Here is a 14,635-nt window from a genome sequence, read left to right on the forward strand (position 1 = left end):
AATTGACAGCCGATTCCGCTTGACCTTTGGGTCTGCACTCTGTTGAACCCTGCGGGTGTCTTTCACTGCTCAAGGTGGCTGTCCCAGATGGACGATCAGAATAAGAATCTCATCCTCGCAACCGCGCTCAGCTTTCTGGTGATCCTGGTCTGGTTCGTGCTGTTCCCCCCGCCGGAGCCCAGCACAGTGGCAGAGGATGCCGAGATCGCGGCAATAGATGAGGCCGAGATTCAGACGCCCAGCGCAACTGCAAGTGGCACCGTAGGTGAAGCAACCGCCGCGGCCGAAGACACGCTACCCGAAGAACAGGCCCCGCGCGTAGACATCGATACGCCCCGCCTAAAAGGCAGCCTTTCACTGTCGGGCGGACGTATCGATGAGCTATTCCTGAAAGACTACAAGGTCTCGATCGAAGAAGACGCACCGATTGTCGAACTGCTGTCGCCGGTTGGATCAAATTCTGCCTACTACGCGCTGTATGGCTGGGCGCCGGGCACGGGCGTTTCGAGCGAAGACGTCCCCGGCCCCAACACGTTGTGGGTACTCGAAAAGGGTGAAACCCTGAGCCCGGACAGCCCCGTAACGCTGGCGTGGGAGAACGGTAACGGGCTAACCTTTCGCCGCACGATCTCGGTCGATGACAACTACATGTTCTCGGTGACCCAATCCGTCGAAAACGCCACCGCGTCCGAGGTCAGCATGGCCCCCTATGGCATTCTGGCCCGCCACGGCATTGGCGAGGATGGCGATCTGCCTGGCTTGAAAAACTTCTTCATCCTGCATGAAGGCGTGATGGTCATGGCAGACGGTGTTCTAGACGAAGTTGCCTACAAGAAAGTCCGCGATTTCGACATCGATCCGAACGAACGCGCACAGGCGGAGGTGTATCAAATCAAAGACGGTGGCTGGGTTGGTTTCACAGACCACTATTGGATGACGACCCTGATCCCAGAAAAAGATGCGACTTTCAAGGCCGCGGCAAAATACGACGCGCGCCGCAAAATCTATCAGACCGAGACGGTATTGCCCACGATCACCGTTGCTCCGGGGACCACTGAAGAGGCTACGACGCAGCTGTTTGCAGGAGCGAAAGAGTGGGAAACCATTCGCGAATATCAAACTGCGGGCGTTCAGAAATTCCTTGAGAGCATTGATTGGGGCTGGTTCTCGTTCCTGACCAAGCCGATTTTCTGGCTGCTTCACAATATCCATGCCTTGATCGGCAATATGGGTTGGTCGATCATCGGTCTGACGCTGATCATCAAAGCCATTCTGTTCCCGCTGGCGTTCAAATCCTACGTCTCGATGGCGAAGATGAAGGAATTGCAGCCGCAGATGGAGGCCCTGAAAGAAGCCGCAGGCGACGACCGTCAGAAGATGCAGCAAGGCATGATGGAGCTGTACAAGAAGGAAAAGGTGAACCCGGCTGCGGGCTGCCTGCCGATCCTGATGCAGATCCCGATCTTTTTCTCGCTCTATAAGGTGATCTTTGTCACCATCGAGCTGCGGCAGGCCCCATGGTTCGGCCCGTTCCAAGACCTCAGCGCGCCTGATCCGACCTCGATCTTCAACTTCTTTGGTCTGCTGCCTTGGGCCGCACCTGCGCCCGAAAGCCTGATGGCACTGGTCTTCATTGGCATCCTGCCCTTGCTGCTGGGTATTTCGATGTGGATGCAGCAGAAATTGAACCCGGCACCCACCGATCCGACGCAGGCGATGATCTTTGCCTGGATGCCATGGGTCTTCATGTTCATGCTGGGCGGGTTTGCCAGTGGTCTGGTCGTCTACTGGATCGCGAACAACACCATAACCTTCACGCAGCAATATCTGATCATGCGCAGCCAAGGATATACACCGGATGTATTCGGCAATATCAAATCGGGCTTCAAGCGCACACCGAAGACGGATGACAAATGAGCGGCACGGTAAGCTGCATATGGCGGCATCCTATCAAAAGCCATGGGCGGGAGAGCCTGGCTGACGTGACATTGACCCCCGGGCAGACCATGCCCGGGGATCGCGTTTGGGCAGTCGCGCATGAAGCCTCAAAGGCTGATGGATCAAAATGGGTGCCCTGCGCCAATTTCAGCCGTGGGTCGAAAGCGCCCAGCCTGATGGCGATATCGGCTGAGCTTGAAGGGGAAACCATCACCCTCAGCCATCCCGACAGGCCCGATCTGCGCTTTGATCCGGAGAATGAACAGGAGGTGTTTCTGGACTGGGTGAAGCCTTTGATGCCTGCTGACCGAGCCGCCTCGGCACGGATCATTCGTGTGCCGGGTCGCGGCATGACGGACAGTGACTACCCCTCAATCAGCCTGTGCAACATGGCGTCACATCGTGCGGTTGCGCAGAAGCTGGGGCAGGATTTGTCGATCGCGCGCTGGCGCGGCAATATCTGGTTCGATGGACTGCCCTTGTGGAAAGAATTCGAGTGGCTGGGCAAGGACGTTCAGATTGGCGAGGCCGTGCTGCATGTGCGCGAGCGGATCGTGCGTTGCATGGCCACCACAGCCAATCCTGAAACCGGTGTGCGGGATGCAGACACGCTGGGCGCATTAAACAGCTGGGATCATCAGGATTTCGGCGTCTATGCCGAGGTGATCAAAGGCGGCAGGATCAGCCTAGATGACAAGGTTCAGGTGCTATGACCGCCCTGCCCTTTCCCCTAACCGAAGACCCAGATGAAATTTCGCTGGAGCGCGGGCGCAAGCTGTTTGCAGGACCGTCGGAATTCGTCAAAGGCGTCGTGGCCATGAACGGCCTGCCTGCCCCTGACAGGCTTGAGGTCTGTTTTGCCGGGCGGTCCAACGTCGGCAAATCCAGCCTGATCAACGCGCTGACCGGGACCAAGGGTCTGGCGCGCGCCTCAAACACCCCCGGCCGCACGCAAGAGATCAACTTTTTCACCCAAGGCCCCGAGCTGTATCTGGTCGACCTTCCCGGCTATGGCTACGCAAACGCTCCGGTTAAGGTGGTTGAGAAATGGCAGCGGCTGCTCAAGCAATATCTGAGCGGGCGGCAAACCCTGCGCCGGGCTTTCGTGCTGATCGATTCACGCCACGGCGTAAAAGCCGTCGACGATGAGATCATGAAGCTGCTGGACACCAGCGCGGTGACTTTTCAATGCGTGATGACCAAGGCCGATAAGGTCAAAGCACAAGATCGGGAAAAGGTGCTGGAGCAGGTCCGCGCGGCCCTGTCGAAACATCCTGCAGCCTACCCCGAGATTGTGCTGACCTCGTCCGAGAAGGGTGACGGTATCCCGACACTCCGCTCTATAATTGCACATCTCGAATGACCCTAACCCTTCGTGCCATAGGCGTTCTGGCCCTGCTTGCGCTGCTGACAACCGGTGCAATCCCGCAGGGTTGGATGCCAGCGCAGAGCAATGATGGAAAGATACTGCTGGTGCTCTGCACCGGTGAAGGCACGGTTGAACAATGGGTCGACCTGGACACGGATGAACCAGTTCACGACGATGGCGACACGCGCGTCATGTGCCCCTTTGCAGGGCTGACAGCCGACGCAAGTATTCCCGGCATCACCATGGTCGTTCCGGCAGACTTCCACATTCAGTCTCGCTGGGATCATTCGGACTTCACCCATCGCAGCGCTGGTTTCTACGCGCGCTACGACGCCCGCGGGCCACCTCAAGTCTCCTGAAACAGCAAACACTTGTTCACCCTGCGTGCCACGCATGCGGGGCATGTCTGCATATGGAGATTTTCTAATGGCACTGAATAGCCAAAATCCGAGTACAGCCTCGGCGCAGAACAGTACTGCGCAAAAATTCTACTTCGCCGCATGGCGGTGGCATTTCTACGCGGGGATTTTCGTGATCCCATTTCTCATCATATTGGCCGTGACCGGTTTGATGATGATGTTCATCACCCAGTTCGATGGGCGTGACGGCGAAAAGATTGGCGTCACGATTGACGGTACCGCCCTGCCCGTTTCGCAACAGGCCGAGGTCGCGATGGCCCAGGTACCCGGTCAGGTCGTGGAATGGATCGGCCCCAAGGCCGAAGATCTGGCCACCGTGTTCCGCATCAAGACCGAAGCCGCGCACCGCATGGTCGCCGTCGACCCCTATGCCGGTCAGGTGATTGAGGTTTGGGACCGTCGGGCAGGTTGGTACGATCTGGCGGACAACATCCACTCGACCCTTTTGATCGGCACCACCGGTGACCGGATCTTGGAAATTGCTGCGGGTCTGAGTCTGGTTCTGGTCTTCACCGGCCTCTATTTATGGTGGCCCCGTGGGAATGCGCTGGCCGCGTTCATCCCAAACCTGAAGGCGCGCGGCCGTGCGCTGTGGAAATCGCTACATGCCGTTGTCGGCTTCTGGATGTCGCTGCTGCTGATCGTATTCCTGATCTCTGGCCTATCCTGGGCCGGGGTCTGGGGCGGCATGATTGTCCAACCCTGGAGCAGTTTCCCCGCCGAGAAATGGGACAGTGTTCCGCTATCGGACGAAACCCACGCCAGCATGAACCATGGGCATCAGAACGATGTCCCTTGGGCGTTGGAACAGACCCCAATGCCCGCTTCGGGTTCGGATGTGGGGATCACAGGCGTGCCCGAGGGTGCAAGCGTCGATATCGACGCATTGGTCGAACTCGGCACTGCTCTGGGCATGGCCGGACGGTTCCGTGTGGCCTATCCCAGCGGGGAAGCCGGGGTTTGGACGCTGAACCGTGACAGCATGAGCAGTGACTCAACCGACCCGGCGAACGATCGAACCGTACATGTGGATCAGTACACAGGCAAAATCCTGGCCGATGTGCAGTATGCGGACTATTCGCTGATGGGCAAGGCCATGGCTGTTGGCATCCCGTTGCATATGGGGCTGATGGGCATTTGGAACTTTGTCCTGAACTTGGTCTTCTGCCTATCGGTGATCTTTGTCTGTGTCTCGGGCGTGGTGATGTGGGTTAAGCGACGTCCGCAAAAGGCCGGGCGTCTGGCTGCACCTCCAATGCCGGCAGAATTGCCCTTATGGAAAGGTGCTGTTCTGATCGGGTTGTTCACGGCGATGGCCTTCCCATTGGTCGGTTTGACCCTAGTGGCCGTTCTTGCCTTTGACCTGCTCATCCTCAGCAACATTCCCGCGATGAAGCGCGCGATGAGCTAACCTGAACACGGGCCGCGCCAAGCCGGCGCGGCCTCAGATTGCGGCAATTGCCCGGTATGGTCTTGGCAGCCCGGTCCAAACGCCCTAACAGGGTGGATCAAAGGACTGACAGCCATGAAGACACGAGACATGAACCGGGACTGGATCGCCACTGCTGCAACCCTAAATAGCGCCTTGCCTTATCTGCAGCGCTATGACGGCGCCATCGTTGTCATCAAGCTGGGCGGGCACGCCATGGGCAGTGACGAAGCGATGGAGAGCTTTGCCCGCGATGTTGTGTTGATGCGTCAGGTAGGTGTGAACCCGGTCGTCGTGCATGGCGGTGGGCCAATGATCAACGCGATGCTGAAGCAGCTGGATATCCAATCGGACTTCGTGAGTGGCAAACGTGTCACGGACAAAGCCACCGTTGAAGTGGTCGAAATGGTCCTGTCTGGCCTCGTGAACAAACGCATCGTTCAAGCGATCAACCGTCAAGGGGGCACCGCAGTGGGCCTGTCCGGCAAGGACGCCAACCTGATGACCTGCGAGCAGACAGATGTCTCACTGGGCTTTGTCGGCACCCCATCCGAGATGAACCCGAAGGTCCTGCACGACCTGTTCTCGCATGATGTCATCCCGGTCATCGCCCCGCTGGGTGCTGGCACGGGCGGAGAGACATTCAACGTCAATGGTGACACCGCCGCCGGGGCCATCGCCTCGGCTTTGAAAGCGGACCGCCTGTTGCTGCTCACCGACGTATCTGGCGTTAAAAACGCCGCAGGAGATGTCGTCACCGAGTTGAAAGCCGGTCAAATCCGCGAAATGACCCGCGAAGGCACGATTGCAGGCGGTATGATCCCCAAAACCGAAACGGCGCTGGACGCTTTGCACAGTGGCGTTCGCGCGGTGGTCATTCTGGACGGGCGCGCACCCAATGCGGTGCTGCTGGAGCTGTTCACCGAACACGGTGCCGGGTCTTTGATCCGGCCTGATTGATCTGAGCGCGGAGGGGATATGACAGACCAGGCACACTCCGCAGAGGTGACATTTGAAAGCGTTGAACAGGCGGCGCAGCAGGTCGGCCTGATTGTCATGGGCGCACTGCATCCGCATAAGACCGACGCAAAGCAGCTTGATGGGGGAACGTTGATCCTGCTGGGCGCAGGGCCAGAGTTCTGGCCCGCGCTCAAATCCTCACCTGAGTGGCGAGGTCGCGATCCGGTAGACAGTTGGTCTCTGCGCGTTGTCGGACAGTTGGCGCAGCAGATGCGGGCCGAGGCACATTTCCCATTCGGTGGCCCGCCCTATGCCCCATTCATCGATTGGGCGCTTAAATCCGGGCGGACCTTCAGTAGCCCTGTTGGCGCCCTGGTTCATGACACTATGGGCATGATGATCTCATTTCGCGGCGCGCTGCATTTTGTGCAAGAGTTTGAAATCCCCAAAGCCGAAGCGGCATCTCCTTGCACCACCTGCCCTGCACCTTGCACGCAAACCTGCCCGGTGGGGGCCTTGAACGATCAAAGCTTTTACAATGTGGACGCCTGCCACCGGCACCTCTCCACACCCGAAGGCCAAACCTGTATGACGGGCGGCTGCCTTGCTCGGCTGTCCTGCCCGATCAGTGCCGGGGCCAAGCGTGACCCGGAACAATCCGCCCATCATATGAGGGCATTTCACCCGTCATGACCCTGACGCTGATCCTGACCCGTCATGCAAAATCCAGTTGGGACAGCCCCATATTGCCGGATCACGACCGGCCCTTGAACAAACGCGGGCGTAAATCTGCGCCGGCAGTCGCCGAATGGCTGCGCAGCAATGGCTGGCTGCCGGATGAGGTGCTTTGTTCCACTGCAGCTCGTACGCGCGAAACCTGGGACCGGATGGGGCTGCAAGCCGATAGAGCGCGTTTTCTGCGCACGCTCTATCACGCAGGCCCGGAGGATATGCTAGACGTGCTATCCGGGGCCACCGAGCCCACCGTTATGATGCTAGGGCACAACCCCGGCATTGCCGACTTCGCCAACCGTATCGTTCGCCAGCCAGCGGATCACCCGCGCTTCTACGACTACCCAACCTGTGCGACGACTGTGATCCGCTTTGAAAGCGATGACTGGGCGCAAGTGAATTGGAACAGCGGGTTGGTTCTGGGCTTTACGATCCCGCGTGAGCTTCTGGCATGAAAAAAGGCGGGGTCAAACCCCGCCTTCTCTATTCGTTTCTCTGGGATCAGTGCCCCAGAATCTGGCTCAGGAACAGCTTGGTCCGTTCGCTCTGCGGATTGTTGAAGAACTCTTCCGGTTCATTCTGCTCAACAATCTGGCCAGCATCCATAAAAATCACGCGGTTGGCGACCTGACGGGCAAAGCCCATCTCGTGGGTCACGCACAGCATGGTCATGCCTTCTTCGGCCAGCTCGATCATGGTGTCGAGCACCTCTTTGATCATCTCAGGGTCAAGCGCCGATGTCGGTTCATCAAACAGCATGATCCGCGGCATCATGCAGAGCGAACGGGCAATCGCCACACGCTGTTGCTGACCACCGGACAGCTGACCCGGATACTTCAGCGCCTGATCGGGGATTTTCACCTTTTCCAGGAAATGCATCGCGCGCTCTTCCGCCTCTTTCTTGGGCGTCTTGCGCACCCAGATCGGGGCCAGCGTACAGTTTTCCAGAATGGTCAGGTGCGGGAACAGGTTGAAGTGCTGGAACACCATGCCAACCTCGGACCGGATCTTGTCGATGTTTTTCAGGTCATTCGACAGTTCGATCCCGTCCACCACGATCTTGCCCTGCTGGTGTTCCTCCAGCGCGTTCAGACAGCGGATCAGGGTGGATTTGCCCGAGCCCGACGGGCCCGCGATCACGATCCGCTCGCCCTGATTGACGGTCAGATTGATGTCGCGCAGCACGTGGAACGAGCCGTACCACTTATTCATGCCGTTGATGTCGATGGCGACCTCGTCGCTCACCTGCATCTTCGAGCGGTCGATTTCGCGTTCAATTGCAAGTTCAGACATGTGTTGAACTCCTTAACGATGATCTGTGGCAAGGCGACGCTCGAGCCACTGAGAATATTGAGAAATGCCGTAACAGACGACGAAGAACAGGAGCGAAGCGAACCCTAAGAGTTCCCAATACACACCATTCCACTCGGTTGATGCCAAAATGGGACCCCGGATCATGCCCAACAGATCGAACATTGAGATGACCGAAACCAGAACGGTGTCTTTGAACAGGCCAACGGCCACATTCACGATTCCGGGGATCGAGATCTTCAAAGCCTGCGGCAAGATGATCAGACGCATCGCCTGAGGGTAATCCAGACCAAGGCTGTCTGCTGCTTCGTACTGCCCGCGCGGAAGCGCTGCCAGACCGCCACGGATCACCTCGGCGATATAGGCTGCCGAGAACATGGTGATCATGATCACAACGCGCAGGAACAGGTCGACCGTGCTGTCGGGCGGGAAGAAATAGGCCAGCATCACCGAAGCCACAAACAGCAGCGTGATCAGAGGCACGCCACGGATAAACTCGATGAAGATGACACAAACCCACTTGATCAGCGGCATGTCTGACTGACGGCCCAGCGCCAGGGCAATGCCCAGAGGCACCGACAGGGACACACAGGTTACGCCCAGCATCATGTTCAGCATGAAGCCGCCCAGATCACGGCTGGGCACGTATGTCAGCCAGGCATCGTCTGACGCCCCTTCCGGGATCAGAGCAGCGCCCACGTTCCAGATAACAAGTGCAACCACGATGGCGCCAAAGAACCCGGCGGCAAAGCTGTTCTTGCCAAACTTCTGGAAGACTGCACCTGCAGCCACACAGCCCACCAGCGCTACCAAAGGTGCCAGGATCGTACCGCCCCAGATCAGCCAGAAGGCAATGAAGGGATAGAGACCAGTAAAGATCAGCATCTTGCGCGGCAGGTCGAAGAACAGCACCGGTGCGAAGGCAACCAACATCAGCACAAAGGCCAGATTTGGGCGCCAATAGGCGTCAACCGGGTATTTGAACCCATAGATCAGCTGTGGCCAGCGTTCCGTCAGAACCGCGAAACACGCCCCTGTCTTGCCCGCCAGAATCTCCCGGCATTCAGCCAGAGAGTTCGCGTTCCAGACCCCGTTCAGGAACCACGGCAGCGTGTTTTTTAGCAGGATGTAGATCAAGATCAGCGACAGAACTGTCAGGATGGTGTTTGCGACACCCGAGAACAGGTTATCGCGCATCCATTTGACCACACCAACTTCATTTGCCGGTGGGGGTGAAGGCGGAATGGTCCCGTCGGCCACAAATGCGATCGGATTTGTTGTTTGATCGGTCATGGCTCAGCGCTCCTTCAACTTGACGGATGCGTTGTAGAGGTTCATCACCATCGAGATCAGCAGCGAGGCTGTCAGGTAGAACAGCATCAGCAGCAGAACACACTCGATCGCGCGACCTGTCTGGTTCAACGTGATACCGCCCAAGGTTGCGGTGATATCTGCGTAACCCACGGCAATCGCCAGCGACGAGTTCTTGGTGATGTTGAGGTACTGCGAAATCAGCGGCGGGATGATCACCCGCAAGGCCTGAGGCAGAACCACAAGGTTCATGATCCGACCCGGGCGCAAGCCCAGCGCCGCTGCGGCCTCGGTCTGACCTTTGTTGATCGCCTGAATACCTGCCCGCACGTTTTCGGCGATGAAGGCACCGGTGTAGATCGACAAGGCAAACCATAGGGCGATCAGCGGACCACCAACTTTGATACCGCCACTGAAGTTAAAGCCCTTGAGCTCTGGAATATTCCAGGTCAACCCCATCAGGACCATCAGAACCACAAAAGGAACAAGCCAAACGCCTAGTTTCACCAGGAGCGTCTGCGGCCGTTCACCTGTTTGTTCCTGCTTAAGCGCCGCGCGTTTTTCAATCTCACGTGAGGCAAACCAGGACCCGACAAGGCCCGCTATCACCAGAAGCCAGCTTAGCAATGTTGAGCCAAACAACGCATTCGTGAATTCTGGCCGCGGAACGTAAACACCCCGGTTGGTGAAGGCAAACGCGTCAAACAGCATCGTCGACGTTGGATCTTCACCTCGGAAGGCGCGTGGCCCCGGCAGCACGGCTGTCATGATGGTGAAGATGATGATGATCCAGATCAGAACCGGAATGTTCCGGAAAATCTCGACATACACCGCCATCAGTTTTGAAACGAGCCAGTTGTTGGACAGGCGCAAGACACCCGCGATCACACCGAATACCGTGGCAGTGATACAGGCGAGAAATGCTACCAGCAGCGTGTTGAGGATCCCAACGACAGCAGCACGGCCATGCGAGGCCTGGCTGTCATATTCGATCAGACGCTGGTTGATGTCATATCCGGCGGCATCGCCAAGAAACGTGTATGATATGTTGAGCCCTGCGGCCCGAAGGTTCTGGATCAGGTTGTTGCCCAGATACCAAATGGATAGCGCAATAGCGATGGCCGCAATCACCTGGAATGTGAGTGATCTGTAGCGGGTATCGTTAATGAGCATCGACAACCGAAAATCAGCTTTCGGTGGGTCAGTCATAGTCGACATATATGGAATCCCCGTGGCTTGCGGACTTTTAACCCCGGCGAGGTATTCCCCGCTCTGTAGCGTCCGCAGCAGTTATGAAAGAAAAGGGCGCAGGTTGCCCCGCGCCCTTTCCCGTGGATGTCTTAGCGGAAAGGCGGCGAGTACAGCAGGCCGCCTTCGGTCCACTGTGCGTTCAGGCCGCGTGCCAGACCGATCGGAGTTTCTTCACCGATGTTCTTGGCAAACACTTCGCCGTAGTTACCATCCGCCTTGATGGCGCGCATGGCCCACTGTGCGTCCAGACCCAGCATCTCGCCCAGGGTACCTTCGGTGCCCAGCAGACGGTTCACTTCCGGGTTGTCGGTGCCAGCTGCCAGCTCGTCGATGTTCGCCGAGGTCACGCCCAGCTCTTCAGCCGAAACCAGCGCATTCAGGGTCCAGCGGACAACATCGCCCCACTCGTGATCGCCGTGACGGACCAGCGGGCCCAGCGGCTCTTTCGAGATGATTTCGGGTAGCAGGACGTGGTCACCGGGGTTTTCGAACGTGGCGCGGGTTGCGGCCAGGCCCGAAGCGTCGGTGGTGTAAACGTCACATGCGCCAGCCAGATACTGCTGTTGCGCTTCAGCGTTGGTTTCGATCGGTACCGGTTCGTAGCTGATGTTGTTGGCACGGAAGAAATCGGCCAGGTTCAGCTCGGTTGTGGTGCCGGTCTGGATGCAGACGGTTGCGCCGTCCAGCTCCTTGGCCGAGGTCACGCCCAATGCCTTGGGAACCATGAAGCCCTGACCGTCATAGTAGTTCACGCCAGTGAATTCGAATTTCAGGTCAACGTCGCGGCTGAAGGTCCATGTGGTGTTACGGGCCAGCATGTCGATCTCACCCGACGCAAGCGCGGTAAAGCGCGTCTTGCCGGTGGTCGGCACGAATTCAACAGCGTTTGCATCGCCCAGAACTGCGGCTGCAACGGCACGGCACAGCGAAACGTCAAAGCCTTTCCATTCGCCATTCGCATCTGGTGCCGCAAAGCCAACCAGACCGGTGGTCACACCACAGTTCAGAGTACCGCGCGCCTTGACGTCATCGATAGTACCCGCCACTGCAGCGCTTGCGGCCAGACCGGCAACTGTTGCCGCGCCCAAGATTACGGATTTTTTCATTTTTACCTCTTCCTGATTTTCCGCCCCTTTGCGGGACGGCTCTATCCGGCAAAGTGGATGCCGGTAAGGTTACCCCAAAGGTGTCTCCCCTTTAGTGGGCACGAGTTTGGTCGCATTCATAAACAAACGTCAAGTGCCCGATCATGGAAATCGATTTATCACACCCTACGGCAGCGTTAACACAGCCAGTTTTTTAGCCGAGAGCAATCAAAACGATAGATCAAAGAAGGATTTAGCATGCAGAAAGGCCGCTTTCTTGGTCTCGGCTGCGGCGTGGGCCTCGTCATCGTGGCCCCATTGTTCGATCTGCCAGTCTTCGTCCAGACGCGAAATGCGCCAAATCTCATCCGGTTCGCGCCAATTCAGGGCAGCTGCAAAGCCCAGAATCAACGACCCCGACAGACTCACCAGGTCATGGAATGCAGCCAATTGAAACGCATCCATCCCATGAACCCGTTCCCGCAGCCGCGCCAGCGCGTCTTGGGATTGCGGTTTGTGCAAGACGCCTGACACCGGGACCAATCGGGCTGACAGGGTTTCAGCGGCCCAATCCAGGGCCGGGTCCCATTCTACCGCTTGACGGTTTTGCAGCGCCTGAGGATGCGTTGCGCGATAGCACAACAGATCGGAATCCCCATAGTCGGATAACATCTCAGCCACTTCGCTATGCTGGGTTCGAACCTTATCAATAGCAGCATTGGCTGAACGCGTGTAAGGCATGGTGGCGGGATCCACCTCATTCTCTTGCGCGTCCCATTCGGCGGCGATCTCCATGGCCATGGCCTCTGTGGGCAAGATCAACGCCTGTTTAGCAGGGGTTTTGACCCGGCGGCCATCCAGCTCAACCGTATGCCCACCATCGACCTTGACCACTGCGCTGTGCGTCCAAAAGCGTTTCGGTTTCCAATCGCTCATGTGTCAGTTCCAGATATGGGCCAGCGCGTCAGGCAACTGGTCGAAGGTTTCAATAACGCAGACAGCCGCGTTCAATGCAGATCGATCATGGTAGCCCCAATCGACACCGATCCCAGCCACCCCTGCTGCGGCGGCCATATCCATGTCATAGCTGGTATCCCCGATCATCACCGCATTTGCCGCATCAACCCCGGTTTCTGCCAAGGCGGTCTGCACCATCGAAGGGTGCGGCTTCGATGGATGGTGATCGGCCACCTGACGGGTGACGAAATACCCTTCGAGCCCATGCGCCTCGATCAACGCGTCCAGGCCCCGCTGTGACTTGCCAGTCGCCACGCCCAGCAGGATGTCCGGCACTGCATGCAGGGCCTCAATCGCCTCACGCGCACCGGGATAGAGCGGCGAGCTAGGCGCTCCAAGGTTCAAGCGATACGAGTGAAAGGCCCGCTTGTAGCCATCGACCAACTGCGCCTGCACTAAATCGGATTGATCCGGAACCAGCCGCGCAATCGCTTGTGGCAGCGATAGGCCCACAATCGACAGGATTGCCTCACGCGACGGAGCCGTGACCGAGGCAGCCTGAAAACTCGTGGTCATGCAATGGACGATGCTGCCCTGACTGTCGACCAGAGTGCCATCGACATCGAATAGAACCAACCGCAAGGGTGTGCTCATTGCAGTTCCTCAAACGGGTCGTCGGCAGCCAGATCCTCGGTCCAGCCGAACGTGTCCCAGCTGTGTTTCATATGCTCGGGCAAGGGCGCTTCGATGGTGATCGTCTGGCGCGTCACCGGGTGCTGGAACGACGCGCTGCGGGCGTGCAGATGTAGCTTCTTGCTGATAATCCCGCCCAGTTGCGCGCCCCAGCCATCACCGAGGTTCTCCTGACCAGATCCGCCGTATTTGCCATCTCCGATGATCGGATGCCCGATCGCGGCCATATGTGCGCGCAGTTGATGGGTTCTGCCTGTAATTGGCTCCATCGCCACCCAGGCGGCACGACCTGCAACACGGTAGAGCGTGGCATAAAGCGTGTGAGCACGTTTCGCACCGGGCGTGCTGTCAATGTCACCCATATGGACGGGGATCATCTTCTCACCCTCGCCCTGCTTGCCATGGCCCGATGCCTTGACCAGACCCGTCTTGATCTCGCCCAGATAAGGCGTCGGCACCCCAGCAACCAAAGCCCAGTAGATTTTGCGCGTATCCCGGTGGCGGAACGCAGCAGTCAGCCCTTTGGCGGCCTCGCGCGTGCGGGCCAACAACAAAACACCCGAGGTGTCCTTGTCCAGCCGATGGACAAGTCGAGGATTCTCCTCATAGCCAAAGCGCAAAGCCTCGGACAGGCTGTCCACATGGCGTGTCTGACCGCTGCCACCCTGGACCGGCAGGCCATGCGGCTTGTTCAGCGCAAGCACATGATCGTCGCGGTAGATCACGCAGGACTGGATCATTTTGGCATCCGCATCGGAAACGCGTCGTTTCACCTCGACCGGTTTGTGATCCGCACCAGGCAAAGGCGGCACGCGCACAATCTGCCCCACCTCCAGCCGGGTCGAGGCCTTGGCGCGGCTGCCATCCACGCGCAGTTCACCCTTGCGGCACATTTTTTCGATGCGCCCCTGGCTGACATGCGGAAACAGACGGCGCAACCAACGGTCGACCCGCTGATCTCCGTCGCCCTCTGCGACCGTAATCATCTGAACACCGCTCATGCCATTGCCCTTCGTACCGGGCGTCTGTCCCGCCCGGATTGTGCTTTGCCAACTATCCTAGAAAACATGCGCGTCTGTCGCCTGCAACGGCGCAAGAGTCAAGCAACCGGCGGCCCACCAAATGCTCGGCAAATACCAATTCCACCAACTCTGGTGTGGAAGCATCTGGTCTATCCCGC

General features: G+C 58.2%; 15 protein-coding genes. 8 read left to right on the plus strand and 7 right to left on the minus strand.

All coding sequences use genetic code 11. The annotated features are described in order from the left end of the window. The first annotated feature begins 87 nt into the window (after nt 1-87). From yidC to ACR0EL_RS20000, 8 genes are all read left to right on the plus strand, one after another. The gene (yidC, locus tag ACR0EL_RS19965) at nt 88-1,917 is read left to right on the plus strand and encodes a membrane protein insertase YidC (protein WP_480501780.1); all 1,830 of its coding nucleotides are present in this window, start codon (nt 88-90) and stop codon (nt 1,915-1,917) included. Next, a complete protein-coding gene (locus ACR0EL_RS19970) occupies nt 1,914-2,651 on the plus strand; it encodes an MOSC domain-containing protein (RefSeq protein WP_480501781.1) in 738 nt (245 codons plus the stop codon). The genes yidC and ACR0EL_RS19970 overlap by 4 nt, the downstream gene beginning before the upstream one ends. After that, nucleotides 2,648-3,301 (plus strand): ribosome biogenesis GTP-binding protein YihA/YsxC, encoded by a 654-nt coding sequence (gene yihA / locus ACR0EL_RS19975; protein WP_480501782.1) that lies wholly within the window; start codon nt 2,648-2,650, stop codon nt 3,299-3,301. Before ACR0EL_RS19970 ends, yihA begins: the two co-directional genes overlap by 4 nt. Continuing rightward, a complete protein-coding gene (locus ACR0EL_RS19980) occupies nt 3,298-3,666 on the plus strand; it encodes a DUF2946 domain-containing protein (RefSeq protein WP_480501784.1) in 369 nt (122 codons plus the stop codon). The genes yihA and ACR0EL_RS19980 overlap by 4 nt, the downstream gene beginning before the upstream one ends. Nucleotides 3,667-3,733: 67 nt before the next feature. Further along, the gene (locus tag ACR0EL_RS19985; protein WP_480501786.1) at nt 3,734-5,137 is read left to right on the plus strand and encodes a PepSY-associated TM helix domain-containing protein; all 1,404 of its coding nucleotides are present in this window, start codon (nt 3,734-3,736) and stop codon (nt 5,135-5,137) included. 114 nt (nt 5,138-5,251) lie between these two features. Beyond that, the gene (gene argB, locus ACR0EL_RS19990; protein WP_480501787.1) at nt 5,252-6,115 is read left to right on the plus strand and encodes an acetylglutamate kinase; all 864 of its coding nucleotides are present in this window, start codon (nt 5,252-5,254) and stop codon (nt 6,113-6,115) included. 18 nt (nt 6,116-6,133) lie between these two features. Continuing rightward, nucleotides 6,134-6,808 (plus strand): ferredoxin, encoded by a 675-nt coding sequence (locus ACR0EL_RS19995; RefSeq protein ID WP_480501789.1) that lies wholly within the window; start codon nt 6,134-6,136, stop codon nt 6,806-6,808. Further along, the gene (locus tag ACR0EL_RS20000; RefSeq protein WP_480501790.1) at nt 6,805-7,302 is read left to right on the plus strand and encodes a SixA phosphatase family protein; all 498 of its coding nucleotides are present in this window, start codon (nt 6,805-6,807) and stop codon (nt 7,300-7,302) included. Before ACR0EL_RS19995 ends, ACR0EL_RS20000 begins: the two co-directional genes overlap by 4 nt. 46 nt (nt 7,303-7,348) lie before the next feature. On the opposite strand, the gene ACR0EL_RS20005 is transcribed toward ACR0EL_RS20000, so the two are convergent. From ACR0EL_RS20005 to ACR0EL_RS20035, 7 genes are all read right to left on the minus strand, one after another. Then, complete coding sequence (locus ACR0EL_RS20005) at nt 7,349-8,140, minus strand: amino acid ABC transporter ATP-binding protein (RefSeq protein ID WP_353010793.1); 792 nt, start codon at nt 8,138-8,140, stop codon at nt 7,349-7,351. 12 nt (nt 8,141-8,152) lie between these two features. Then, nucleotides 8,153-9,451: an amino acid ABC transporter permease gene (locus tag ACR0EL_RS20010; protein ID WP_353010791.1), complete on the minus strand. Its 1,299-nt coding sequence runs from the start codon at nt 9,449-9,451 to the stop codon at nt 8,153-8,155. Nucleotides 9,452-9,454: 3 nt separating this feature from the next. After that, nucleotides 9,455-10,687 (minus strand): amino acid ABC transporter permease, encoded by a 1,233-nt coding sequence (locus tag ACR0EL_RS20015; protein WP_353010789.1) that lies wholly within the window; start codon nt 10,685-10,687, stop codon nt 9,455-9,457. Between the two features lie 122 nt (nt 10,688-10,809). Next, nucleotides 10,810-11,826, minus strand: a complete 1,017-nt coding sequence (locus ACR0EL_RS20020; RefSeq protein WP_353010787.1) for an amino acid ABC transporter substrate-binding protein — start codon at nt 11,824-11,826, stop codon at nt 10,810-10,812. Between the two features lie 207 nt (nt 11,827-12,033). Next, the gene (locus ACR0EL_RS20025; RefSeq protein WP_480501793.1) at nt 12,034-12,741 is read right to left on the minus strand and encodes an ATP12 family chaperone protein; all 708 of its coding nucleotides are present in this window, start codon (nt 12,739-12,741) and stop codon (nt 12,034-12,036) included. A 3-nt stretch (nt 12,742-12,744) separates the two neighbouring features. Next, nucleotides 12,745-13,416 carry an HAD-IA family hydrolase gene (locus ACR0EL_RS20030; protein WP_480501794.1) on the minus strand — a complete coding sequence of 224 codons (672 nt, stop codon included), beginning with the start codon at nt 13,414-13,416 and terminating at the stop codon, nt 12,745-12,747. Next, complete coding sequence (locus tag ACR0EL_RS20035) at nt 13,413-14,456, minus strand: RluA family pseudouridine synthase (protein ID WP_480501795.1); 1,044 nt, start codon at nt 14,454-14,456, stop codon at nt 13,413-13,415. The genes ACR0EL_RS20030 and ACR0EL_RS20035 overlap by 4 nt, the downstream gene beginning before the upstream one ends. Nucleotides 14,457-14,635 lie beyond the last annotated feature (179 nt).

The organism is Ruegeria sp. AH12, from assembly GCF_056541465.1.

Bases quoted from the DNA above. Each gene is read 5' to 3' on its own strand.
- yidC (WP_480501780.1), top strand. From the start codon at position 88: ATGGACGATCAGAATAAGAATCTCATCCTCGCAACCGCGCTCAGCTTT.
- ACR0EL_RS19970 (WP_480501781.1), top strand. From the start codon at position 1,914: ATGAGCGGCACGGTAAGCTGCATATGGCGGCATCCTATCAAAAGCCAT.
- yihA (WP_480501782.1), top strand. From the start codon at position 2,648: ATGACCGCCCTGCCCTTTCCCCTAACCGAAGACCCAGATGAAATTTCG.
- ACR0EL_RS19980 (WP_480501784.1), top strand. From the start codon at position 3,298: ATGACCCTAACCCTTCGTGCCATAGGCGTTCTGGCCCTGCTTGCGCTG.
- ACR0EL_RS19985 (WP_480501786.1), top strand. From the start codon at position 3,734: ATGGCACTGAATAGCCAAAATCCGAGTACAGCCTCGGCGCAGAACAGT.
- argB (WP_480501787.1), top strand. From the start codon at position 5,252: ATGAAGACACGAGACATGAACCGGGACTGGATCGCCACTGCTGCAACC.
- ACR0EL_RS19995 (WP_480501789.1), top strand. From the start codon at position 6,134: ATGACAGACCAGGCACACTCCGCAGAGGTGACATTTGAAAGCGTTGAA.
- ACR0EL_RS20000 (WP_480501790.1), top strand. From the start codon at position 6,805: ATGACCCTGACGCTGATCCTGACCCGTCATGCAAAATCCAGTTGGGAC.
- ACR0EL_RS20005 (WP_353010793.1), bottom strand. From the start codon at position 8,140: ATGTCTGAACTTGCAATTGAACGCGAAATCGACCGCTCGAAGATGCAG.
- ACR0EL_RS20010 (WP_353010791.1), bottom strand. From the start codon at position 9,451: ATGACCGATCAAACAACAAATCCGATCGCATTTGTGGCCGACGGGACC.
- ACR0EL_RS20015 (WP_353010789.1), bottom strand. From the start codon at position 10,687: ATGTCGACTATGACTGACCCACCGAAAGCTGATTTTCGGTTGTCGATG.
- ACR0EL_RS20020 (WP_353010787.1), bottom strand. From the start codon at position 11,826: ATGAAAAAATCCGTAATCTTGGGCGCGGCAACAGTTGCCGGTCTGGCC.
- ACR0EL_RS20025 (WP_480501793.1), bottom strand. From the start codon at position 12,741: ATGAGCGATTGGAAACCGAAACGCTTTTGGACGCACAGCGCAGTGGTC.
- ACR0EL_RS20030 (WP_480501794.1), bottom strand. From the start codon at position 13,416: ATGAGCACACCCTTGCGGTTGGTTCTATTCGATGTCGATGGCACTCTG.
- ACR0EL_RS20035 (WP_480501795.1), bottom strand. From the start codon at position 14,456: ATGAGCGGTGTTCAGATGATTACGGTCGCAGAGGGCGACGGAGATCAG.